The organism is Alloprevotella sp. OH1205_COT-284, assembly GCF_003859795.1.
Classification (GTDB): domain Bacteria; phylum Bacteroidota; class Bacteroidia; order Bacteroidales; family Bacteroidaceae; genus Alloprevotella.
This window is the reverse complement of sequence record NZ_RQYI01000021.1, coordinates 19,182-43,135: the sequence shown is the minus strand read 5'-3', so window position 1 is coordinate 43,135 and position 23,954 is coordinate 19,182. Positions and strand designations below refer to the sequence as shown.

The 23,954-nt window shown below is 44.5% G+C and carries 16 protein-coding genes and 1 CRISPR repeat array; of the genes, 11 read left to right on the top strand and 5 right to left on the bottom strand.

Going from position 1 to position 23,954, the window contains the following annotated elements:
* Positions 1-154 precede the first annotated feature (154 nt).
* Positions 155-3,806: a CRISPR direct-repeat array (repeat unit 36 nt; unit sequence GTTGTGATTTGCCTACAAATCAGTATCTTTGTTCTG).
* Between the two features lie 89 nt (positions 3,807-3,895).
* Genes EII14_RS06425 through fmt form a run of 3 tightly spaced genes read right to left on the bottom strand, consistent with a single transcriptional unit; the run spans position 3,896 to position 6,950 of the window.
* Complete coding sequence (locus tag EII14_RS06425; protein ID WP_124931726.1) at positions 3,896-4,771, bottom strand: carbon-nitrogen hydrolase; 876 nt, start codon at positions 4,769-4,771, stop codon at positions 3,896-3,898.
* A 21-nt stretch (positions 4,772-4,792) separates the two neighbouring features.
* Positions 4,793-5,950: an agmatine deiminase family protein gene (locus EII14_RS06420; protein WP_124931725.1), complete on the bottom strand. Its 1,158-nt coding sequence runs from the start codon at positions 5,948-5,950 to the stop codon at positions 4,793-4,795.
* 28 nt (positions 5,951-5,978) lie between these two features.
* Entirely contained in the window at positions 5,979-6,950 is a 972-nt protein-coding gene (fmt, locus tag EII14_RS06415) for a methionyl-tRNA formyltransferase (RefSeq protein WP_124931724.1), read from the bottom strand.
* A gap of 376 nt (positions 6,951-7,326) precedes the next feature.
* On the opposite strand from fmt, the gene tig reads away from it, so the two are divergent.
* From tig to EII14_RS06360, 11 genes are all read left to right on the top strand, one after another.
* Positions 7,327-8,673 (top strand): trigger factor, encoded by a 1,347-nt coding sequence (tig, locus tag EII14_RS06410; protein ID WP_124931723.1) that lies wholly within the window; start codon positions 7,327-7,329, stop codon positions 8,671-8,673.
* 96 nt (positions 8,674-8,769) lie between these two features.
* Positions 8,770-9,435 (top strand): ATP-dependent Clp endopeptidase proteolytic subunit ClpP, encoded by a 666-nt coding sequence (gene clpP / locus EII14_RS06405; protein WP_124931722.1) that lies wholly within the window; start codon positions 8,770-8,772, stop codon positions 9,433-9,435.
* Between the two features lie 80 nt (positions 9,436-9,515).
* Positions 9,516-10,757, top strand: a complete 1,242-nt coding sequence (gene clpX / locus EII14_RS06400) for an ATP-dependent Clp protease ATP-binding subunit ClpX (protein ID WP_124931721.1) — start codon at positions 9,516-9,518, stop codon at positions 10,755-10,757.
* A 263-nt stretch (positions 10,758-11,020) separates the two neighbouring features.
* The gene (gene recQ / locus EII14_RS06395) at positions 11,021-13,204 is read left to right on the top strand and encodes a DNA helicase RecQ (RefSeq protein ID WP_124931720.1); all 2,184 of its coding nucleotides are present in this window, start codon (positions 11,021-11,023) and stop codon (positions 13,202-13,204) included.
* A gap of 62 nt (positions 13,205-13,266) precedes the next feature.
* Positions 13,267-15,006 carry a glutamine--tRNA ligase/YqeY domain fusion protein gene (locus EII14_RS06390; RefSeq protein WP_124931719.1) on the top strand — a complete coding sequence of 580 codons (1,740 nt, stop codon included), beginning with the start codon at positions 13,267-13,269 and terminating at the stop codon, positions 15,004-15,006.
* A 144-nt stretch (positions 15,007-15,150) separates the two neighbouring features.
* Positions 15,151-16,602, top strand: coding sequence for a tetratricopeptide repeat protein (locus tag EII14_RS06385; RefSeq protein ID WP_124931718.1), 1,452 nt, complete (start codon positions 15,151-15,153; stop codon positions 16,600-16,602).
* 98 nt (positions 16,603-16,700) lie between these two features.
* Positions 16,701-18,710 (top strand): family 20 glycosylhydrolase, encoded by a 2,010-nt coding sequence (locus tag EII14_RS06380; protein ID WP_124931717.1) that lies wholly within the window; start codon positions 16,701-16,703, stop codon positions 18,708-18,710.
* A gap of 81 nt (positions 18,711-18,791) precedes the next feature.
* Positions 18,792-19,010: a DUF6140 family protein gene (locus EII14_RS06375; protein WP_124931716.1), complete on the top strand. Its 219-nt coding sequence runs from the start codon at positions 18,792-18,794 to the stop codon at positions 19,008-19,010.
* A gap of 30 nt (positions 19,011-19,040) precedes the next feature.
* Complete coding sequence (locus EII14_RS06370) at positions 19,041-19,664, top strand: hypothetical protein (protein ID WP_124931715.1); 624 nt, start codon at positions 19,041-19,043, stop codon at positions 19,662-19,664.
* Positions 19,661-20,191, top strand: a complete 531-nt coding sequence (locus tag EII14_RS06365; protein ID WP_124931714.1) for a hypothetical protein — start codon at positions 19,661-19,663, stop codon at positions 20,189-20,191. Before EII14_RS06370 ends, EII14_RS06365 begins: the two co-directional genes overlap by 4 nt.
* 14 nt (positions 20,192-20,205) lie before the next feature.
* A complete protein-coding gene (locus tag EII14_RS06360) occupies positions 20,206-20,943 on the top strand; it encodes a hypothetical protein (protein ID WP_124931713.1) in 738 nt (245 codons plus the stop codon).
* Positions 20,944-21,377: 434 nt separating this feature from the next.
* On the opposite strand, the gene EII14_RS06355 is transcribed toward EII14_RS06360, so the two are convergent.
* Positions 21,378-21,551 carry a transposase gene (locus EII14_RS06355; RefSeq protein ID WP_370242068.1) on the bottom strand — a complete coding sequence of 58 codons (174 nt, stop codon included), beginning with the start codon at positions 21,549-21,551 and terminating at the stop codon, positions 21,378-21,380.
* A 714-nt stretch (positions 21,552-22,265) separates the two neighbouring features.
* The gene (locus EII14_RS06350) at positions 22,266-23,900 is read right to left on the bottom strand and encodes an ABC-F family ATP-binding cassette domain-containing protein (protein ID WP_124931711.1); all 1,635 of its coding nucleotides are present in this window, start codon (positions 23,898-23,900) and stop codon (positions 22,266-22,268) included.
* Positions 23,901-23,954: the final 54 nt, after the last annotated feature.

Here is a 23,954-nt window from a genome sequence, read left to right as displayed (position 1 = left end):
ATTACCTTTGTATTCCTCTCGTAGACACTTGTGGTGATACAATCCCCAAGCATGATATAGAAAACTGCTGTTCATAGCTGCATATTTGTTTGTGCTAATTCAAATATACAATTTGTTCAGCGGTTTTCTTCTTTTTAGAACCGCATCACTCCAAATGTCGGATGAACCACAAATCAGTATCTTTGTTCTGTGAGAAACAACTCGCCATATCGAAGAGTATCAGCCGTTCTTGTTGTGATTTGCCTACAAATCAGTATCTTTGTTCTGTGAGAAACAACTATCAAAATAAACGTTTATCTTTCATCTATGTTGTGATTTGCCTACAAATCAGTATCTTTGTTCTGTGAAAAACAACTACAGAGAAAGCGGCTATTTATCACTACACGTTGTGATTTGCCTACAAATCAGTATCTTTGTTCTGTGAAAAACAACCTGAACCTAAAGTAAAGAAAGGCCAAACTAGTTGTGATTTGCCTACAAATCAGTATCTTTGTTCTGTGAAAAACAACTCGCTACTTGGCCGAGAAAATTTGCGAAAAGTTGTGATTTGCCTACAAATCAGTATCTTTGTTCTGTGAAAAACAACATACTGACAAATTGGAAAATAAGAAACCTAGTTGTGATTTGCCTACAAATCAGTATCTTTGTTCTGAGACCTATTTGTTTTACCAAAGTAGTCTCAGTTGTGATTTGCCTACAAATCAGTATCTTTGTTCTGTGAAAAACAACCCAGTAGAGGAGGCCTATTGGCCTACCTCGGTTGTGATTTGCCTACAAATCAGTATCTTTGTTCTGTGAAAAACAACCCGCTTGCGCCCCCGCAGCCAATACGTTTGGTTGTGATTTGCCTACAAATCAGTATCTTTGTTCTGTGAAAAACAACGTCTTTTTCTTCGCCCTCGACTTCCCACGGGTTGTGATTTGCCTACAAATCAGTATCTTTGTTCTGTGAAAAACAACTTCATTGGGTGGTGGGTGAAAGCGGTTGCGGTTGTGATTTGCCTACAAATCAGTATCTTTGTTCTGTGAAAAACAACAGGGATTATGTTACCATTCAATGAAGAACTGTTGTGATTTGCCTACAAATCAGTATCTTTGTTCTGTGAAAAACAACGTCCGTCGGCTTGGTGCTTGTCTGAATCTGGTTGTGATTTGCCTACAAATCAGTATCTTTGTTCTGTGAAAAACAACCCGTAGTTGGCCTAAACTTGTAGGCTTCATGTTGTGATTTGCCTACAAATCAGTATCTTTGTTCTGTGAAAAACAACTCACCCTCACCTATTGCTATGTCAATGAGAGTTGTGATTTGCCTACAAATCAGTATCTTTGTTCTGTGAAAAACAACGGCAAGAACGCCGAAGAGTTGGCGGCTTTGGTTGTGATTTGCCTACAAATCAGTATCTTTGTTCTGTGAAAAACAACTATTTTTTGTTTATCCCTTTGGTTTTGTTAGTTGTGATTTGCCTACAAATCAGTATCTTTGTTCTGTGAAAAACAACGGAACAAAAACTCAATCATCTCTGGTAATAGTTGTGATTTGCCTACAAATCAGTATCTTTGTTCTGTGAAAAACAACCATTCAGGGCATTCAAGGATTGCAGGGGGGTTGTGATTTGCCTACAAATCAGTATCTTTGTTCTGTGAAAAACAACGACAATGAGCATCTGCGCAACCCATAACTAGTTGTGATTTGCCTACAAATCAGTATCTTTGTTCTGTGAAAAACAACCATGCAGGACACCCTCCTCGACGAATTCGAGTTGTGATTTGCCTACAAATCAGTATCTTTGTTCTGTAAAAAACAACTAACAATGAGCAAGCGTCGAGGATTGAGCTGTTGTGATTTGCCTACAAATCAGTATCTTTGTTCTGTGAAAAACAACCAACACACCCTATGGCAGTTTTAATCTTGCGTTGTGATTTGCCTACAAATCAGTATCTTTGTTCTGTGAAAAACAACGCCGTTTCGAGGCGCGAGAATTCAAGAATGGTTGTGATTTGCCTACAAATCAGTATCTTTGTTCTGTGAAAAACAACAGATTTCAGTGCTTATTTGACAGCAATTGTGTTGTGATTTGCCTACAAATCAGTATCTTTGTTCTGTGAAAAACAACTGTTGGTTTTCATAATAGTAATTTTGAGCAGTTGTGATTTGCCTACAAATCAGTATCTTTGTTCTGTGAAAAACAACTTTGTCTCTTTTCAAAAACAACACTTTTTGGTTGTGATTTGCCTACAAATCAGTATCTTTGTTCTGTGAAAAACAACGATTTGTCCTATCCATTTGAAAGCAATAGAGTTGTGATTTGCCTACAAATCAGTATCTTTGTTCTGTGAAAAACAACATCCGGAGTTCTGCCATAGATATATGGAGTGTTGTGATTTGCCTACAAATCAGTATCTTTGTTCTGTGAAAAACAACTTCGACTCCCGTCTCCTCCACCCCATAATAGTTGTGATTTGCCTACAAATCAGTATCTTTGTTCTGTGAAAAACAACTGAGAAAGTGGTTGGTGAAGTTCAAAAGCCGTTGTGATTTGCCTACAAATCAGTATCTTTGTTCTGTGAAAAACAACTCTATGGCAAGGGCAAATGGCGCACGGAGGGTTGTGATTTGCCTACAAATCAGTATCTTTGTTCTGTGAAAAACAACTGACGAGTATATCGCGTCTTACCTTCGTGAGTTGTGATTTGCCTACAAATCAGTATCTTTGTTCTGTGAAAAACAACGGGGGGCGTGCAAGACCTCACTCAGGCATTGTTGTGATTTGCCTACAAATCAGTATCTTTGTTCTGTGAAAAACAACAGTCGATTAATAAGCTCCTCCGGTAAATCTGTTGTGATTTGCCTACAAATCAGTATCTTTGTTCTGTGAAAAACAACAGAACTCAGAAAAACTTATTGGAGAATTACGTTGTGATTTGCCTACAAATCAGTATCTTTGTTCTGTGAAAAACAACAAAAATCCTTATAAAAGATAATTCAATCTGTTGTGATTTGCCTACAAATCAGTATCTTTGTTCTGTGAAAAACAACAATTAGATAGATTGACAAAACACTCTATTGTTGTGATTTGCCTACAAATCAGTATCTTTGTTCTGTGAAAAACAACCATCCGGATCTATGCCGTGAATGTTTTTCAGTTGTGATTTGCCTACAAATCAGTATCTTTGTTCTGTGAAAAACAACGTAATACTCGGTCATCAACTTCCAGATGTCGTTGTGATTTGCCTACAAATCAGTATCTTTGTTCTGTGAAAAACAACATGCGCAGACCTTGGGCGTGGATCGGGTCTGTTGTGATTTGCCTACAAATCAGTATCTTTGTTCTGTGAAAAACAACTGACACTCATGAGCTCTATAAAAGAAAGATGTTGTGATTTGCCTACAAATCAGTATCTTTGTTCTGTGAAAAACAACTCAAAAACTTAAAACGTAAGAATATGTACAGTTGTGATTTGCCTACAAATCAGTATCTTTGTTCTGTGAAAAACAACATTTTTTCGGTTAATCCGATAACGGCGTATGTTGTGATTTGCCTACAAATCAGTATCTTTGTTCTGTGAAAAACAACAGACGTTATCCAATGGCTTGTCGGCTTCATGTTGTGATTTGCCTACAAATCAGTATCTTTGTTCTGTGAAAAACAACGTAGATGAATATTAAAACGTTAGACATATGGTTGTGATTTGCCTACAAATCAGTATCTTTGTTCTGTGAAAAACAACAAGAAAAATATTTCTTACCTGCATAACTTAGTTGTGATTTGCCTACAAATCAGTATCTTTGTTCTGTGAAAAACAACTTATCATCTATTTCTTATTGATAATCTTTTATTTAGAAGTAATAGTTGAATTAAAAAAGAGCTTTATCTACTGACCCGGAAACGACCATTTAATCTAAAAAACGGCGAGAAAGCCCAGAAAACTCTTCGATGCGGCGGTCGCGTAGGAAAGGCCACCAACGACGCACGTTTTCGGATCGGCGGAGATCAATGTCTACGACTTTGACCGTTTCTTCGTCTTTCTCGGCGCGATAGAGAAGCTCGCCTTGAGGACCGGCAACGAAAGAACTGCCCCAGAAACGGATGCCGTTGGTCTGTCCGCTCGGATCGGGCTCGTGTCCAGTGCGATTGACCGCGATGACGGGCAGACCGTTGGTCACGGCATGGCCGCGTTGTACGGTGGTCCATGCTTCGCGTTGACGCTCTTGCTCTTCGACGGTGTCGCTGCTTTCGTAGCCGATGGCAGTGGGATATATGAGCAGTTCGGCACCGCGAAGTGCCATCAGACGTGCTCCTTCGGGATACCATTGATCCCAACACACTTGTACGCCGAGACGTCCCACAGAGGTATCAATGGGGTGAAAACCGAGGTCTCCGGGCGTGAAATAGAATTTTTCGTAATAGGCGGGATCGTCGGGGATGTGCATTTTGCGATATTTTCCGGCGATCGTGCCGTCTTTTTCAAATACGACGGCGGTGTTGTGGTAAAGGCCGGGGGCGCGTCGTTCGAAAAGCGAGGTGACGAGAACTACGGAGTGTTGACGGGCAATCCGACCGTAGAATTCGGAGGAAGGGCCGGGTATGGGTTCGGCAAGGTCGAAAAGATCGGTGTTTTCGGTTTGACAGAAGTAGAGCGAATTGTGCAACTCTTGCAGCACGACGAGTTCGGCTTGGTTGTTGGCGGCTTCCGCAATGCGTTCCGCGAGTTTGTTGCGGTTGTCTTCTACATCGGCCGTGCAGGCCATTTGGATGAGGGCTACTTTCATGAAAGGAGGGTTGAGGTAGGGTTAGAGAGAGAAAACGCCTCGCGGATATTGCATCGTGGCGCAGTGGAGAGAACCGTGCTGGCGAATGAGCGAAAGGCAGTCGATGAGCACGATTTCGTGTGAGGGAAATGCTTTTTGCAGGGCGAGTTTCGCGGTTTCGTCATTGTCCGGTTGGCCGTAAATCGGCATGAGTATGGCCTTGTTCATGATGAGGAAGTTGGCATAGGTGGCCGGGAGACGTTCTCCTTCTTCGTCGAAGCATGGGGCGGGCAAAGGCACGGGGATGAGGCGATAGGGATGTCCCCCCGCCGTGCGGAACACTTGCAGCTCGGCCTCCATGGCTCGGAGGGCGGTGAAGTGTTCGTCATTGGGATCTTCGCATTTGACGTAGACAATGGTGTTGTCGGGACAAAGGCGGGCGAGAGTGTCGATGTGGGAGTCGGTGTCGTCGCCGGCCAGATAGCCGTTGCGCAGCCAGAGTATTCGCTCTATGCCGAGGCGGTCTTGCAGCAACATTTCCACCTGCATGCGGTCGGGAATGGGAATGAGGTCGCCCTCTCGTCGTCGGTTGGGGTTGAGCAGGCAGGCTTCGGTGGTGAGCAGTGTGCCCATTCCGTCGCTTTCGATGGCTCCGCCTTCGAGTTCAAAACCGTTGCAGTCTTCGTAGCGGCCTTTGAAAAGGGCGGCGTCGAAAAGTCGGCGGTTGAGGGCATTGTCGAGCGAAGCTTCAAACTTTCCACCCCAACCGTTGAAACGGAAATCGAGCAGTTCGGCTCCCGCCGTGCCGACAACGGTAAGAAAGGCATGGTCACGTGTCCAAGTGTCGTTGGAGGGAGCTTGAACGAAACGGATATTTTCGATGGCCGATTGAGGCAGTTGCTGTCGGAGAAAGCTACCGATCGCTTCGGTGTCGGGATGAACGATAATCAGTGGCTGTCGCATGGCAATTTCGTAAGCCATGCGAACGTAGGTCGTCGTGACTTCGGGCAGCATGTCGCGCCAATCGGTTTGTTGGTGCGGCCAAGTGAGTTGTATGGCGCTTTGCGGTGCCCACTCGGCAGGAAGGGTGCGTTTGTACCGAAACTCCGGATGCTCGTTTTTGATTTGCTCCCGAACCGTTTCGAGGCTGATTTCGCCCGTGGTGTAAACGTTGGAATTGAGAAAATGAGAGAGAGGCATGATGTGAAGAGTTGGAAAAACGAAAAAGTTATTCTATGCGCAAAACTCCTTCGGGATGAAAACCACGTAGAAAGTCGATGACGTTCATGCGTTTTTTTCCTGCGAGTTGAAGAGTTTCCATGTGGAGATAGCCGTCGGAAAAGGCAATTTTGAACGAGCTTTTGCCATCGCACACCACTTGGCCGACGGGCTCGGAAACATGAGTTTGTTCCTGAGAGGCGGCATAGATTTTGAGAACGCTCCGTCTGCCTTTTTCATCCACTAATTCCGTCCAGGCAGCCGGATAGGGCGAGAGGCCGCGGATGAAGTCGAAGGCTTGCTTCACGTTTTTGTTTCGATCAATGCGGCAGTCCTCTTTGAAAATTTTGGGAGCGTGACGAATGGGGGCATCTGTGGCAAGTTCGCTTTGAGAGATGGGAGAAACGTTGTCGGCAATGATGTCGTCGACGGTTTGCAGCACCAGTTCTGCCCCTCTTTTCTTCAATTTGTCGTGTACGGAGCCGGCATTGTCGGTGGAGAGAATGGGAACTGTGGCGCGATGAATCACTTTTCCCGTGTCGATTTCGCGGTCAAGGAAAAATGTGGTGACCCCTGTTTCCGTTTCGCCATGAATGACTGCCCAGTTGATGGGAGCTGCTCCGCGATATTGAGGCAGGAGCGAGGCGTGGAGATTGAACGTGCCGAGGCGAGGCATGCTCCACACAGCTTCGGGCAGCATGCGAAAAGCCACCACGATTTGAAGATCGGCACGGAGCGCACGGAGCTGTTCGAGAAAATCCGGCGATTTGAGTTTCTCGGGCTGTAAGACGGGGAGGCTTTGGCTCACGGCATATTGCTTGACGGCGCTTTGCGAAAGTTCGGTTTGGTGTCTGCCCATAGGCTTGTCGGGCATGGTGACCACGGCCACAACATTATAGCCTCCTTCGACCAATGCACGAAGACTTGCTACGGCAAAGTCGGGAGTGCCCATATAAACGATTCTCAAATTTTGTTTTGTCATATAATTTTAAAAGCGGACAAAAGTAAAATGTATGATAAACATCTTCTCGCGAACGACGAACCGAACTTTCCGTGATACGGATGAGAAGAAATTTCTCATGGCGATTCCGGTAATATCTTGTTTTCCTTTTCGCAAACAAACATGGCGTGAAAAAGAGCCGGGATAGTAGAAGGGAAAATGTTGTGTATGTTCGGTCGAAGAATAATTTTTTGCGAAGATACGCTTTTTTCGCGAAAAAAGCACTATCTTTGCCTCGCTAAAATGTGGGCGCGTCACCTTCCTATTGGCTGAAAATGAGTGGACGTGCTTTTTATTTCTTTGTAAAAAAGAGAACAAAAGAAGGATCAACATAATATCAAAAATAACAAGACACACCATGAACATTACTCTCGAACAGTCCGGTGTAACTGCCCTCATTACCGTGAAAATGGAGAAGGCAGATTATCAGGATGCAGTGAAGAAGGAACTCAAAAATATCAGTGCCAAAGCAGAGATGCCCGGTTTCCGCCCCGGAAAGGTGCCTACCTCTGTGATTCAAAAGCGATTTGGTGCTCAGGTCAAAGCCGATCAAGTGAACCGTATGTTGGGTGAAAAGCTTATGGGCTACATCCAAGACAATAAAATGAACATCCTCGGCGAGCCCATGATGTCTGAAAAACAGCAACCACAAGATATTGAAAAACAGGACGACTTCGAGTTTTTGTTTGACATTGCACTTGCTCCCGAATTCAAAGTGGAACTCACGGCCGACGATATGGTGGATTTCTACGACATCGAAGTGACCGACGAACAAGTGGACGGACAGGTGAAAAACTTTGCACAGCAAGCCGGCCATCCCGAAAACGTGGAAAGCTACGAAGAACGCGACATTCTTCGCGGTGCTCTTGCCGAGCAGGATGCAGACGGCAATGTGCTCGAAGGGGGTATCAATATCGACAAAGCCAGTTTGATGCCTGCATACTTCAAAAATGATGAGCAAAAGGCAATCTTTGCCGGAGCAAAGGTGAACGATGTCATCACTTTCAATCCGTTTGAAGCACACAGCGAAAATGAATTTGCAGCTTTGATCAAAGTGAGCAAGGAAGAGGCCGGAAACCACAAAGGCAATTTTACGTTTCAAGTGGAGGAGATCAGCCGCTTCGTGCCCGCAGAGATGAACGAAGAGTTCTTTGACCGCATATTCGAACCCGGTACGGTGAAGACAGAAGAGGAATTCCGTGCCAAGGTGAAAGAGTTGATGCAAACGCAACACGTGGCCGACAGTGACTATAAGTTCCTGCTTGATGTCCGCAAATATGCGGAAGAGAAAGTAGGTGAACTCGAATTCCCTCTCGAACTTCTCAAACGCTTCATGAAAGAGCAAAATGCCGACAAGGGAGAGGAGTATGTGGAGAAAAATTTCGACAAGAGCATCGAAGAACTCAAATGGCACTTGATTAAAGAGCAACTTGTCGGCGCACAAAACATCAAAGTGGACAATGCCGACGTGAAGGCGCAAGCCATCAAAGCTACTCGTTTTCAGTTTATGCAATATGGCATGAATAATGTGCCTGAGGAATATCTCGAACAATATGCCGCAGAAATGCTCAAAAAAGGCGATCAAGTGAACGGTTTGGTAGAGCGTTGCATCGACGAGAAACTCGCTGCCGCTCTCAAAAATGTGGTGAAGCTCAACCGCAAGAGTGTAAGCGTAGAGGAGTTCCAAAAACTCTTTGAAAACTAATCACCGATCGAACCCTGCATAGCAAATGGGGCAATGGAACGACTCTTTTCCGTTTGCCCCATTTGCTTTACAGGGGAATATCAAAACTTTTCCGTCATGAATCAGGATTTCAGAAAGTATGCTACCCGCCACATGGGTATCAACTCGCTTGTGCTCGACGATGTCGTAGCCGCGCAAAATCAATATCTCAATCCCTATATCCTCGAAGAGCGGCAACTCAATGTGACTCAGATGGACGTGTTCAGTCGATTGATGATGGATCGCATCATCTTTCTCGGAACACCCATAGATGACTACACCGCCAATACGCTCCAAGCCCAATTATTGTACCTCGATTCGGCCGATCCGGGCAAGGATATTTCGATTTACATCAACTCGCCGGGCGGTAGTGTCTATGCCGGCCTGGGTATCTATGACACGATGCAATTCATTCAAAGTGATGTGACTACCATTTGTACCGGTATGGCTGCTTCTATGGCTGCCGTGCTTCTTGTGGCAGGTGCGGAAGGCAAGCGTTCGGCATTGCCCCATAGCCGTGTAATGATACACCAACCGCTGGGTGGTGCACAAGGGCAGGCTTCCGACATCGAAATCACGGCGCGCGAAATCATGAAACTCAAAAAAGAACTTTATACGATTGTGGCCAAACACAGTCATACGGAGTTCGACAAAGTGTGGGCAGATAGTGATCGCGACTACTGGATGACGGCCGAAGAGGCTCGCGAATACGGTATGATCGATCAAGTCCTCGTGCGCAAATAATGGAAACCGAGTCTTTGGGGCAAAAGGAGAAAACCAATGCCAAGTGACGAAAAAGATAAAAGAATAACCTCCGAATAGTAATGGCAAAAAAACACCAACACGAAGACCATTGTTCTTTTTGCGGGCGCAGTGCCGAAGAGGTGAGTATGCTCATCGCAGGCATAAGCGGGTTTATTTGTGACGATTGTGCCTATCAGGCCAAGCGTATCGCAGATGAGAGCCTAAGAAAAAGCCACCAAAAAGAATCGAGCGAAGATTTTGGAACATTGCCCACTCCGAGAGAGATTAAAACTTATCTCGATCAGTATATCATCGGGCAGGATGCTGCCAAGAAATATTTGTCTGTGGCTGTGTACAATCATTATAAACGTATTCGCAGCAATGGAAAAGCCGAAGACGACAGTGTGGAGATCGAAAAGAGCAACATTGTCATGGTCGGCTCGACCGGAACGGGGAAGACTCTCTTGGCACGCACGATAGCCAAACTCCTGAAAGTCCCTTTCACGATTGTCGATGCCACTGTGTTTACGGAAGCCGGATATGTGGGGGAAGATGTGGAGAGTATTCTTTCGCGTCTGCTCCAAGTGGCCGACTTTGATGTGGAAAAGGCCGAGCAGGGTATCGTTTTCATCGACGAAATAGACAAAATTGCTCGTAAAAGCGATAACCCTTCGATTACGCGTGATGTCAGTGGTGAAGGAGTACAGCAGGGAATGCTTAAACTCTTGGAAGGCAGTATCGTCAATGTTCCTCCCAAAGGTGGGCGAAAACACCCCGATCAAGACTATGTTCAAGTGGATACACGCAACATTCTCTTTATCTGTGGAGGAGCTTTCGACGGCATCGAAAAGAAAATAGCACAACGATTGAATACGCACACGGTGGGGTATAATTCTGTGCAGAATATGAAGAAAATCGATGCAAGCGATCTGATGCAATACGTAGAGCCTCAGGATCTTAAATCTTTTGGTCTGATACCCGAAATCATAGGGCGTTTGCCGGTGCTGACATATCTGAAACCCTTGGATAAAGAGGCTCTGAGGAATATATTGATAGAACCCAAAAACTCTATCGTAAAGCAATATATCAAACTCTTTGAATTAGATGGCGTGAAACTGACTTTTGCACCGGAGGTGTTGGATTATATTGTCGAACAAGCAGTGAATTATAAACTGGGGGCGCGTGGCTTACGTTCTATCGTGGAAACAATTATGATGGATGCAATGTTTGATGCTCCTTCAAATGTACATAAACAGCTAACCGTTGATTTGCCATACGCTCGTGCTCAATTTGAAAAAACGAATAGAGAGATAGAGGCTTGACAAAGAAATAATCGATTTAATCTACATAGAAGATCAAACACAATTCTTATAGGCATATACAAAACTTACTTGGTTTGGTAAATAAATAGGAAGATGAAAATCGAAATAGATCGGATTTTCATCTCAACGATATGTGAATACGGCAAAAAAGAGCTTGTCTTAGCTGCTTTGTATGAAAAAAAACTCCTCTAATGGTCGTAAATGTCGAAAGTTGTTTATAACTTTGCGAGAGCAAGTAACCTATATTCTTACTCTACGTAACTATGACAACCGACATCAATCTTCATGAACAACTCAAGAAGTTTTTTGGCTTCGATGCGTTCAAAGACAATCAGGAGGCCATCATTCGCACTTTGCTTACGGGCAAAGATGTGTTTGTTTTGATGCCTACGGGAGGTGGTAAGTCGCTTTGCTATCAGTTGCCCTCTTTGATAATGGATGGAGTTGCGATCGTTATTTCTCCACTCATTGCTTTGATGAAGAATCAGGTGGATGCCGTACGTCAAACGAGTGAAGACGACGGAATTGCTCACTTCATCAATTCTTCGCTGACAAAATCAGCGATAGATAAGGTGAAGAACGATATTATGATCGGGCGTACAAAACTTTTGTATGTCGCCCCCGAACAATTGACAAAAGAAGAGAATATTGATTTCTTGCAATCGGTGAAAATCTCTTTTTACGCCATCGATGAGGCGCATTGCATCTCGGAGTGGGGACATGATTTCAGACCCGAATATCGGAAAATACGTCCTATCATTAGTAAAATAGGAAATGCTCCTGTCATCGCTTTGACGGCAACAGCCACAGAAAAGGTGAGAGCCGACATCAAGAAAAATTTGGGAATGCAGGATGCTGCAGAATTTAAAAGTTCGTTCAATAGACCAAATCTTTTCTATGAAGTAAAACAAAAAACGCAAGCAACTGAGCGATACTTGATAAAGTTCATTAAGGCTCATCACGGAGTGAGTGGCATCATCTATTGTTTGTCTCGTAAACGTGTGGAGGAGCTGACAGAAGTATTGCGTACAAACGACATAAAAGCGGCAGCATATCATGCCGGTTTGGATTCACAAACGCGTTCTGATACACAAGATGCTTTTATAAAAGAGGATATAGATGTAATTGTGGCAACAATCGCTTTCGGAATGGGAATAGATAAACCGGACGTGCGATTTGTCATTCATTATGATATACCCAAGAGTTTGGAAGGTTACTATCAAGAAACCGGTCGTGCCGGTCGTGATGGTGGCGAAGGTCATTGTTTGGCTTTTTATTCTTACAAGGATTTGCAGAAACTCGAAAAGTTTATGGAAGGAAAGCCTGTAAGCGAACAAGATATAGGAAGACAACTTCTTAAAGAAACAGCGGCTTATGCCGAGTCTGCCGTATGCCGTCGTAAGCTCTTGCTCCACTATTTCGGAGAGACGTATGAACCTGAGAGTTGTGGGAATTGTGATAATTGTAAAAATCCCAAGAAACAAGTGGAAGGAAAAGAACATTTATGTAAAGTCATCGAAGTGATTTTGGATACAAAAGAACATTTTCGTGATGACTATATCAAAGATATATTGATGGGTAACTCAACCGAAGAGGTTATGGCACACCATCATGATGAATTAGAGAATTTCGGTTGTGCAGGAGATGATGAGGATGAACACTTATGGAATGCGGTGATTCGTCAAGCATTGATTGCAGACTATCTGCAAAAAGATGTTGATAATTACGGCGTACTTAAAGTTACTCCGGCAGGAAAGAAATTCTTGAAGAAACCGACAAGCTTCAAAATCGTGGAAGATAATGATTTTGAGGAAGATGAAGAAAATACCCCCATGCAGAATGGGGCAGCCGGCGCTCTTGATCCCATTTTGTATCAGATGATAAAAGATTTGCGGAAAAAGATGTCGAAAGAGCTTGATATTCCGCCTTATGTCATTTTCCAAGATGCTTCTCTCGAAGCCATGGCGACGATTTATCCTCAAACTGTGGACGAATTGCAGAACATACCCGGTGTCGGAGCGGGAAAAGCGAAACGTTATGGGTTGAAATTCTGCGAATTGATTCGTCGACACTGCGAAGACAACGAAATCGAACGTCCCGAAGATATTCGAATTCGAACCGTGGCCAAAAAGTCGCAAATCAAAGTCGACATCATTCAGAGCATTGACCGAAAAATGCCTCTCGACGAAATCACTAAGGCCAAAGGCATAGAGTTTGGTGATTTACTCAATGAGATAGAAGCCATCGTTTACAGCGGAACGAAAATCAATATCGACTATTTCATCGACGAGGTTATGGATGAAGATAGTGTGTTGGACATCTATGATTACTTCAGAGAATCCGATACGGATAATCTTGGCGAAGCCATTGAAGAATTGGGAAATGATTACAGCGAAGAGGAAATCCGCATGGTGCGTATCAAATTCTTCTCCGAAATGGCCAATTGAATCGATCAATGCTCCATGCGATTTGAGGTATTTAATACTCAGCAACAGTAAAGCAAAGCAATATGTGCACTACTCCCGAAGAAGTAACAGAAAAAAAAGAAACGCTCAACTTCATTGAGCAAATTGTGAAAGATGATTTGGCAGCCGGAAAGAACGGCGGCCGGTTGCAAACTCGCTTTCCGCCCGAGCCCAACGGCTACCTCCATATCGGACATGCAAAAGCCATAGCCTTGGATTTCGGCATTGCCGAAAAATTCGGAGGGGTGTGCAATCTCCGCATGGACGATACCAATCCTCAGAAAGAGGATCATGAATTTGTCGAAGCCATTGAGCGCGACATCGAATGGTTGGGCTATCATTGGGGAAAAGTACTTTATGCTTCGGACTATTTTGAAGATCTTTGGGAGTTTGCCGTGGCTTTGATCAAACAAGGTCGGGCGTATGTTGATGAGCAGACAAGCGAACAGATTGCACAACAGAAAGGAACCCCCACACGTCCCGGACAGGAAAGTCCCTATCGTAATCGTCCCATTGAGGAATCTCTCCGACTTTTCGAAGAGATGAACAGTGGTCGCATTGAGCCGGGAAAGATGGTGTTGCGTGCCAAGATAGATATGGCCAGCGACAATATGCACTTCCGCGATCCAATCATGTATCGTGTACTCAACATGCCTCACATCCGCACCGGTAATAGGTGGAATGCTTATCCGATGTACGACTTCACGCATGGGCAGTGCGACTATTTGGAAGGAGTGACACATTCTATCTGCACTTTGGAGTTTGTGCCTCATCGTCCGCTTTACGATCTTTTTGTGGACTGGTATAAAGAAACTCGTGGAGAAGATCTCTCCGACAATCGTCCGCGTCAATTTGAGTTCAACAAACTCAACCTCAACTACACGTTGATGTCGAAGCGCAATCTCCTTATTTTGACCCAAGAAGGAGTTGTAGACGGTTGGGACGACCCCCGAATGCCGACGCTTTGCGGAATTCGTCGTCGTGGTTATAGTCCCGAGAGTATCCGTAAGTTCATTGATAAAATCGGCTATACCGTTTTCGATGCTCTCAATGACATGAAACTTCTCGAAAGTGCGGCTCGTGCCGATCTCAACGAGCGAGCCACTCGTGTTTCGGCTGTGTTGAACCCCGTCAAACTCATCATCACCAATTATCCGGAAGGACAGGTTGAAGAGCTCGAAGTTGTCAACAACCCCGAACGTCCCGAAGAAGGAACACATATCATCGAATTCAGCCGCGAATTGTGGATTGAACGCGAGGATTTCAAGGAAGAAGCCGACAAGAAATTCTTTCGCATGTATCCCGGTAAGGAAACGCGTCTTAAAAGTGCGTATATCGTTAATTGCACCGGTTGTAAGAGAAACGAAGAAACAGGCGAAGTGGAAGAAATCTATTGCACTTACGATCCGACTTCGAAAGCCGGAACCGAAGGTGCCAATCGCAAGGTAAAGGGCACTATTCACTGGCTCAGTTGCGATCATTGTTTGCCGGCCGAAGTACGTAACTACGAATGTCTTTGGACTTGTGAAAATCCTCGTGATGCCATCAAAGAGTATGAGGAGGAACACGGTGTTAGGGGCATTGAGGCAATGCGTCCTTTTATCAACCCCAACAGCATCAGTATCAACAAACGTGCGTTTGTCGAAAAGTTCCTGCTCACGCGAAAGGCGTTTGACTATTTGCAGTTCACTCGCACCGGATATTATAACGTCGATCCGGATTCCACGCCCGAACATCTCATCTTCAATAGCACCGTTTCATTGAAGGAGGACAAGGGAAAGTAAATATATTGTCAACAAGTTTTTCTTGTGAGGGCGCATCGCGCGTCCTCACAATGATTTCAAAGACCACCACGCCTTTTCGTGACACAAAGCTGTATAGAGGCATTATGTGTTGTTGTCCGAAATCGTTCATTTCATTTATTTATCATGAAGCGAGAACCAAACGAAGTAAAGCATTTGGTTCGTCAATACGAACAGAAATTGTCGGAGGCTTCCGTTCCTTTATGGATGGATGCCCCCGACATTTTGGATATACTCGACCATTACGAGCAAAACAATCAGTATTTTGAAGCCGAGGAATGTATGCGCCTTGCGCTCCGTCTACATCCCGACAATCCGGAGGTGCAAATTCGTCGTGCCTATCGCCTTAAAAACGAGGGTCGCTGGCAGGAGGCCGTTCAAGTGGTCGAAAGCATATCCGAACAAGACTGCCTTGATGTTTGTTTCTTTTGGGGAGAAAAAGCATTGAGTGAGCTCGATTTTGAACGTGCCGAATCTTTTTTCAACCAAGGGCTTCGCATCGAACGCGACATAGACGCACAACTACCGCTCGACGGCGAAGAGGAGCCGATGGGTGTTTCCGACTTGTTGCTCGAAATGGGAGAGTTGTTTATCGATTACGGAAGTATTGCACGAGCACAGAAGTATTTGCAGCAAATCACTTCTTCGGAACCCGAATATAATCGTGCACAAATTCTTTTGGCCGAATGTGCGTTTCAGCTCGGCGACACCCCATCTGCCGTTTCGTTGTTGGAAAAAGTCTTGGACAACGATCCTTACGATCTTGACGCATGGATCATGTTGGCCGATGTGAGCAATGAAAGCAAGAACTTCGAAAAATGTGCCGAAGCCTCCAATTTTGCATTGGCCATCGACCCGAAAAACGAGAAAGCCCTGCGTTTCAAAGCCGTAGCAGCTCTCGGACTCGAAAAATACGACGAGGTTTTGGAAGTCTACGACAATTATCGGCTCCTATATCCCACAGATTATACCATGGCTCTTTCGGCCGGAGAAATTCTCATCAATCAACGAAAAATGCTTGAAGCCCGAAAGGTACTCTCACGCTCCAACCAAGCCTGTCCGAACGAGCACCCCGACAAAGTACGTATTCTTGGAGATATTGCCACGACTTACGCTGCCGAAGGAGATTTTCGTCGTGCTCATGACACGCTGCTCGGTTGTTGCTCTTTGGGGACGAGCTATGCCGATGTCCTTTTGCAAACCGCACAACTGTGTTTCAACTATGGCGAACAGGATTTCGGCAAGAAGGCTCTTCTTCATTACCTTTCCACCTATACGCTGACGGCTGAAACTCGGCAACGCATGGCGCAGATACTCTGCGAAGCCAACCTTTTCGAAACAATGAGCGAAATTTGGGATACCCTGTTGAAAGTCACTGAAAACGGGACAACCCTTGCAGCCCCTTATCTCGCTTTTGCCGCTCGCCGTTTGCGCCGCATTCCCGAATATATGTTTTGGTTGGCCTATTCCATCTACGAAGATCCCACTCGAACCCAGCAATTCTTTCGACAGATTTATCCCGATCGTTTGCCCTCAGAATATCTCGCCCAAGCCCGATTGGAATTTCCCGAAGAATAATCCTGTTTGCCGAGTACGCCTTTTGATGATAACCATGGCAGTGGCGATGGTTATCCTGCCGTTTGATTTCAGTTTTTCTTTATCTTCTAATTTTTCTTATGAAAAAGATTCTTACGCTTATCCTTTTCTTGTGTTCAACGCTTTTCGCCGTTGCAGAACGTGTCAATTCCAAACCTTTTGTCGTTCCCGAACTCACCTCTTGGCAAGGTGGCGAAGGAAATTTCCTGCCTTCCGGTCGAGTCGTGGTAAAGAGCAAGCAGCTTCGCGCCGTAGCCGAGAAGTTTGCAGCCGATTATCGCACACTCTTCGGCCGTTCTCTCGTATTAACTTCCGGGCAGCCCAAAGAAGGAGATTTTGTTTTTGCCTTGCAAGCGGAGAATGAAAAAGAGCCACTCGGAAAAGAGGGGTACAAACTCAGTGTCGGCACCACCGCTTCCGTATCCGCAGTGACTGAACAAGGAGCCTTTTGGGCAACGCGCACCATATTGCAAATCAGTGAGCAGACCGCTTCTCGCACGCTCCCTCGCGGAACAGCTGTCGATCTTCCGGCTTATCCTCTGCGCGGATTCATGATTGATTGCGGCCGAAAATACATTCCCATGTCCTATCTTCGCCAACTCGTCAGCGTGATGGCCTACTATAAAATGAACTGCCTCCAAGTGCATCTCAACGACAACGGATTTAAGCAGTATTTCGGCAACGATTGGAGTAAGACGCAAGCCGCTTTCCGGCTCGAAAGCGATTTCTTCCCCGGCCTCACCGCCAAAGACGGAAGCTATACCAAGAAAGAGTTCATAGACTTCCAGATTGAGGCCGAAAAACAATTTGTCGAGATCATTCCCGAAATCGACGTTCCTGCCCACTCTTTGGCTTTCAGTCACTATCGCCCCTCGCTGGGGTCTGAGGAATACGGTCTTGATCATCTCGATCTCAACAATCCTCATCTCGTGCCTTTCCTCGACAGCCTATTTACCGAATATTGCCAAGGGCCGCGCCCCGTCTTCCGCGGTAAGCGAGTACACATCGGCACCGACGAATACAGCAACAAAGACAAAGCCATTGTCGAGAAGTTTCGTGCACTCACCGACCACCTCATCCGCCACGTCGAGAAGCACGGCAAGCAGGCCGTGGCTTGGGGAGCACTCACTCACGCCAAGGGCGACACTCCCGTCAAGAGCGACAATGTCGTGATGCAGATATGGTATAACGGTTATGCCGATCCCGTCAAAATGAAGGAGTTGGGCTATCAGCTCATCAGCATTCCCGACGGCTATGTCTACATCGTGCCCGCCGCCGGCTACTATTACGATTATCTCAACTGTCGTTGGCTCTACGAAGGCTGGACTCCCGCTCAAATCGGCAAGGTCAAGTTTGAAGACGGAGACCCCTCTTTGCTCGGCGGTATGTTTGCCGTGTGGAACGATCACGTCGGCAACGGCATCACCGTCAAGGACATTCACCACCGCGTCATGCCCGCTCTTCAAACGCTCTCCGTCAAGTGCTGGACAGCGACAAAGACCTCTCTTCCTTACGAAGAGTTCAGTCACCGAGCTCTTTATTTGAGCGAAGCCCCCGGAGTAGACGAGTTGGCACGCACGCTGGGGCGCAACACCCGTACCGCCGTCGAATATCCTGCCCTCGAATTACTCCCCAACAGCACATTGGATTGGTTTGGAAAGGAAATAGGTTACGATTATTCCGTTTCTTTCGATCTCCATGCCGAAGAAGTCAACCCCGGCAACGTACTCTTCACCTCCCCCAATGCCACGGTCTATCTCGCTTCGCCCAATGGCGGCAAACTTGCTTTCGAGCGTGAGGGGTATCTCAACGAGTTCGACTATGTCGTGCCGAAAGGCAAGAAAGTACGTCTTACCATTCAAGGTACGAACAAAGAAACCCGACTGCTTGTCGATGGGCGTTTTCGTCAGGCTCTCTATCCTCTCACCATTGGTGGAGTCAGTGCCAATGCCGGTGCAGCCGGAGCTACGGCCGACCCTTACAGTGCTGCCAAAATGTATTATCAGCGCACACTCGTTTTCCCGCTCCAAAAAACCGGTAATTTCAAAGGAAAGATTTCTCGTTTGAGTGTATCCAATTATATACCATAAGCCAATGTTGTCCTAAACGATTTATAGGCACGATGAATATGAGGTTGTTATTATCTACTAACCATGTAATGCAATGTAACCATGGCAAGATTTAGAATTACAGCAAAGCGTATCAAGAACTGCAATGGCATACGAATAGAGCCAGGCATGTCAGTAGAGGTAATTACTAAGACTATGAGTAACCCTGTTTCCACCAATGGAGGTCAATGCGTTATTGATGCTTTCTACCGTATCTACGGTATCGACATCAAAAAGGCAGGATGTTTAAATAATATTGAGCTGAATGTGGAACTCATGTAATCAATACTAAAATTTAAGAACAAAATATTTATGTTACCATTTGGTTATCCAATTTACCTCCTATTTGCTGTATTAGTAACTATTATTGGAGCATGGCATAAGCTGTCAAAAGACGCAAAAGAACTGATTGTATTAGGACCTCTTGCTTCTGGTAAAACTTTATGGCTTTGTTTTTTGCGGAATGTAGAATATAAAAATGCGGGAACGTTTGATAGAGAGTCCTTTCCCCCATTCACTTTTAAAAAAAAGAATGGTGACTCCATAAAGATCAAGAGTGGATATGACTATGGTGGGCAAGAAGAAAATATAAAACTATATTACGAACAAGCAATTTGTACGAGTACCCCAAAAGCTGTGATGTTTTTTTTCAGTATTTATGATTATCTAAATAATGATTCATACAAACGAGATGTCATTGCAAGACTTGGTTTTATAGAAAACAAATTCAGAAGTCAATTGGACAATGATAATTTTTATCTTGTAATTTCATATGCTGACAAGGTTTCAGATTATAAAAACAAGGCCAAAGAAATAACTAATGAGTTGAAGCAAACTCACAAACTAACGGATCTATTATCCAAGGCAAATATAATGGTAATAAATGCCACAAATAAATCAGATTTAGAAAACCTCAAAAATAAGATGAATATATGATTAATAATATTTTATGGGTACAAGACAGCATAAATGCTGACACTAAGCTCTTTCTTAATGGGACTCTTATTTCTCATTCTGACGAAAGATTTCAAAGACTATATTCTGTTTTATGCGCAACAGATTCAGATAGAAAAATTCAGAATGGTTCAAAATGTGAAATATTCATACAAGGGAAAGGTGGACAAAAGTCATACATCATAAAAGGTAGATACAGTAACCTAGATGAAAATGGAAGAAGAATTCCTTTTATGGCTTACATCAATAATATGATGAGTTTACAACAAGCCAAAGATGAGTTGATGTCAATCAGTTCAAAACATAATTTTGAGATTGTTTCTGATGATATAAGCGTATCTGAGAAAAAAAAAATGAATCTTCTAATAACTCTTCTTATGACAATAATAATAGGAGGAGCAATAGGCTATCTCGTTTACACATGTGTGGCAAGCGCAACAAATAAAACTCGAGAAGCGACTATTGAAACTATAGATTCAATATCATTTGATTCACCTAATACAAAATAGCAAATCATCTCATTATGAATACCCAACCAAATGTGATCAGAATCGAACCACAAAAAATAGCTGGTTCTTGGAAATGGGAGAAAAATTCGGAAATGATTCCATCTTCTCTAATGATTATCGATCCCGAATTTGATAAAGACCTTCTGCCTGCATCTCTCTCTTCTGAATTGTGTGAATATGGACAAACCTATTTAAAATGTCCTTTTGATGACCGGTATGTCCTTTTGCAAGAATATGAAGATACTGTTCTGCAAGCAAAAATACGAGAAATCGTAAACATTTTAACTGATCTTGGGGCGACTTACATTAAGTGGGAAACACTACTAATTGGGCTTAAGCAGCGTGATATTGACGAGGAATTTAATGCAGTTATTCCAAAGGGTGATTTGCAAATAAAAATCAAGTCGAGTGAATCAGAAGCAAAAAGCAACAAGTTTTCAAGTGAATGGACTAATGAAGCAATAGGAGTTGATAAAGAAGGATATGAAACAGCACTTATGAGAGCTAAACAATGTGGGTTAGAGAATGATATGGTTATTTCTACTTTGCTAAACGCAAGAAATCCGCAAAAAAAAGCTCGTAATAAGACTTTTAAACAATCTACCTGCATATCATCGGAACTAAACAATGTTCTTGATGTTGCATGCAATCTTAATGCACTCAAAGGATTAGTACATCTTGACAATTCGTTTCATAAGACAACATCCATAAAAAGAGAACTCCATACTATATTTGAAGTGCATTTTGATTAATTAGTCGTTCCTTAAATGGTTATTTAATATTTGATATTCAGTGATATAAATTCCTAAATCCTTTGTCAAATCTGCAAGTTTTAGTATCTTCGAGGTGCGAAACTTGCAGATTTTTTATTATTGCTGTCCGGTAAAAAACTGAATCAACCTCAAAACTCGCTGTTATAAAGTAACTTTCTATGAAAAACGAAATAGGGGCTTGTATTTTTCCATACTATCATTTCTAACATGGTCAAGCTGCTTTTCTGTTCGTAATGCCCTTTCAGAAGGTTGTTTTTACGAAAAATGAAGGATTTCAGCTCAAAATCTCTAACCTCCTAAACTTTACTGGACACCAATAATTTTTTATGATTACAAAGTCTCATAGCACTCCATCATTATTCAGCAGTCTTTCGGGTCAGCGGATAATCTCGGTGGGCAAGCCCCTTTTGTCATCAAGAATAGAGTTTCGCCGGTCTATACATGAAAAACTTAATATCTCTCACTCCTCCGAACTGCGTTCCGAATGTTTTAATCTTTGTATTGAATGATTCGGCAGAGGCATTGGTCAATCTACCCTCGAAATGTTTCGTAAAATCGTCGAAAAACATACACTGTGCCCTGCACACCGCTGAATTTCAGTAATATGCGAGTGTATATGGCGGTTTACGATCATACACAGAAAGGAGTTAAGTCAATGATACACAGATAAGATATGAATGTAGGTAGTTTTTCCGAAAACCTACACTGCCTACACTGCCGCTGTCGAGCCTTGGCAAGCCTTCCCGATGTCGCGTGTAGGTTGTTGCGACGAATGTAGGTAATTTTCCGCTTTGTCTACATTCGCAATAATCTATATATCTGTGACTTAAAAGAGGAAGTGTAGACAATGTAGACAAAAAGAAGATAAACTCCCTGTAAGGGGGGCTGAAAGTTGCTTTTTTCACAAAGAATTGTTTCTGCTCCTCTTTGGTTTTTCCGGATATACTTTCATGCGTCGGAACGCAGCTTACCAAAGGGGTAGAATAAACGGGGTAACGAGTAGAAAATCCTAAGCAACGAGTAGAAATTCCCAAGCAACGAGTAGAATAATCTGTCATTGACCTAAATTTCACCGGTTCCTACTTGGTCGTCGCTTTTGGTGACTTAGGCTTTTGATGTTGTCTGAAAAGTCTGCACGATGGCTTTTTCTTGTGCGTCGATCACGTGGCGTTGCAGCCGCTCTCCAAGGCGTCGGTTTATCTTGTTTCTTTGCGTCTTCTTGTCGTTAATGACGTATTTGGGGCTTGATTGTTATGTTGATTGTTTGTTTTATTGTGTGTGTGGAGGAGTTCGCTGAGGCCTCATTTGCGTTCCAATTCTTGAAGGCTTTCCATGCGTTTGTGTTCCAAAAACTCATAGATGCCGCAAAGATGTTCGCGCACCCGGCAATGCCCAAATTCGTAAACTTTGGTGACAAGCCCATCCAGAAAATCACGATCGTGACTGACGACGATAAGTGTGCCGTCGAAATCTTGCAGGGCTTGTTTGAGCACATCTTTCGTGCGGAGATCAAGGTGATTGGTAGGCTCGTCGAGAATGAGGAGATTGAAGGGTTCGAGAAGCATTTTGAGAATGGCAAGACGGGTGCGCTCGCCTCCCGACAAGACTTTCACCTTTTTGGTACTTTCTTCGCCACCAAACATAAAAGCTCCGAGAAGATCGCGAATTTTAAGACGAATGTCGCCTTTGGCCACTTCGTCGATGGTTTCAAAAACGGTGCGTTCGCCGTCGAGCAAAGAGGCTTGATTTTGTGCAAAATAGCCCACCTGAACATTGTGGCCGAGCGTGAGTGTTCCTTCGTGTGCAAGCTGCCCCATGATACACTTTACAAGGGTAGACTTGCCTTCTCCGTTTCGACCGACAAAGGCGACTTTGTCGCCACGCTCGACCATGAGCGAGGCATTGCGGAAGATGACCTTGTCGCCAAACGATTTGCCCACGCCGTCCATCGTGACGGGATAGTTTCCACTACGAGGGGCAGGCGGAAATTTGAGGCGTAAACGAGAGGTGTCTTCTTCGTCTACTTCGATGAGTTCCAACTTTTCGAGCATACGCACGCGGCTCTGCACTTGATTGGTTTTGGAGTAGGTGCCTTTGAAACGCTCGATGTAGAGTTTGGTTTCGGCAATCATCTTCTGTTGATCGTCATATTGCTTTTGCTGTTGCTCCCTGCGTTCTTTGCGAAGTTGCAGATATTGTGTGTAGGAGGCTTTGTAGTCGTAGATACGCCCCATGGTGATCTCTATGGTGCGTGTGGTGATGTTGTCCACAAATTTGCGGTCGTGACTGATGACGACGACGGCCTTGCCGGAGGTCATGATAAACTCTTCGAGCCAACCGATACTCTCGATGTCGAGGTGATTGGTAGGTTCGTCGAGCAACAGTACGTCGGGATTTTGGAGCAGCAACTTGGCCAACTCGATGCGCATGCGCCAACCGCCCGAAAACTCGGAAGTGGGGCGCGAGAAATCGGTGCGTTCGAAACCGAGGCCGAGCAGCATTTTCTCGACATCTTCTTCAAAATGGGTGAGGTCGATGGCATAAAACTTTTCGCTGACCGAGGCGACTTTTTCGATAAGTGCCATGTACTCCTCGCTCTCGTAGTCGGTGCGTGTCATGAGTTCTTGATTCATGACTTCGATCTCTTGTTCCAACTCTTTGAGATGAGCAAAGGGCAAACAGGCTTCTTCAAAAACGGTGCGGCCGTCTTCGGTCATGAGGTGTTGTGGCAAATAGGCCACGACAGTGTCTTTGGGAGCAGAAACTTTGCCTCGTGTCGGCTGACGAACGCCGGCAAGGATTTTGAGGAGTGTGCTTTTTCCCGCTCCGTTTTTGCCCATTAGGGCGATGCGGTCTTTTTCGTTGATCTGAAAAGAAATATCTTTGAAAAGGGTCGTTCCGCCAAATTCGACGGTGAGGCCATCAACAGAAATCATAAAAAGGAGGTTTGAGGGTTTGGTGGTTGAATAGGGGGAATGGGGTATGAACCG

What these genes read in the sequence shown, in the direction of transcription:
- EII14_RS06365 (WP_124931714.1), top strand. Translation starts at nt 19,661, where the DNA reads ATGATTAATAATATTTTATGGGTACAAGACAGCATAAATGCTGACACT.
- EII14_RS06375 (WP_124931716.1), top strand. Translation starts at nt 18,792, where the DNA reads ATGGCAAGATTTAGAATTACAGCAAAGCGTATCAAGAACTGCAATGGC.
- EII14_RS06360 (WP_124931713.1), top strand. Translation starts at nt 20,206, where the DNA reads ATGAATACCCAACCAAATGTGATCAGAATCGAACCACAAAAAATAGCT.
- EII14_RS06390 (WP_124931719.1), top strand. Translation starts at nt 13,267, where the DNA reads ATGTGCACTACTCCCGAAGAAGTAACAGAAAAAAAAGAAACGCTCAAC.
- clpP (WP_124931722.1), top strand. Translation starts at nt 8,770, where the DNA reads ATGAATCAGGATTTCAGAAAGTATGCTACCCGCCACATGGGTATCAAC.
- clpX (WP_124931721.1), top strand. Translation starts at nt 9,516, where the DNA reads ATGGCAAAAAAACACCAACACGAAGACCATTGTTCTTTTTGCGGGCGC.
- EII14_RS06385 (WP_124931718.1), top strand. Translation starts at nt 15,151, where the DNA reads ATGAAGCGAGAACCAAACGAAGTAAAGCATTTGGTTCGTCAATACGAA.
- tig (WP_124931723.1), top strand. Translation starts at nt 7,327, where the DNA reads ATGAACATTACTCTCGAACAGTCCGGTGTAACTGCCCTCATTACCGTG.
- EII14_RS06425 (WP_124931726.1), bottom strand. Translation starts at nt 4,771, where the DNA reads ATGAAAGTAGCCCTCATCCAAATGGCCTGCACGGCCGATGTAGAAGAC.
- EII14_RS06370 (WP_124931715.1), top strand. Translation starts at nt 19,041, where the DNA reads ATGTTACCATTTGGTTATCCAATTTACCTCCTATTTGCTGTATTAGTA.
- EII14_RS06380 (WP_124931717.1), top strand. Translation starts at nt 16,701, where the DNA reads ATGAAAAAGATTCTTACGCTTATCCTTTTCTTGTGTTCAACGCTTTTC.
- EII14_RS06420 (WP_124931725.1), bottom strand. Translation starts at nt 5,950, where the DNA reads ATGCCTCTCTCTCATTTTCTCAATTCCAACGTTTACACCACGGGCGAA.
- fmt (WP_124931724.1), bottom strand. Translation starts at nt 6,950, where the DNA reads ATGACAAAACAAAATTTGAGAATCGTTTATATGGGCACTCCCGACTTT.
- EII14_RS06350 (WP_124931711.1), bottom strand. Translation starts at nt 23,900, where the DNA reads ATGATTTCTGTTGATGGCCTCACCGTCGAATTTGGCGGAACGACCCTT.
- recQ (WP_124931720.1), top strand. Translation starts at nt 11,021, where the DNA reads ATGACAACCGACATCAATCTTCATGAACAACTCAAGAAGTTTTTTGGC.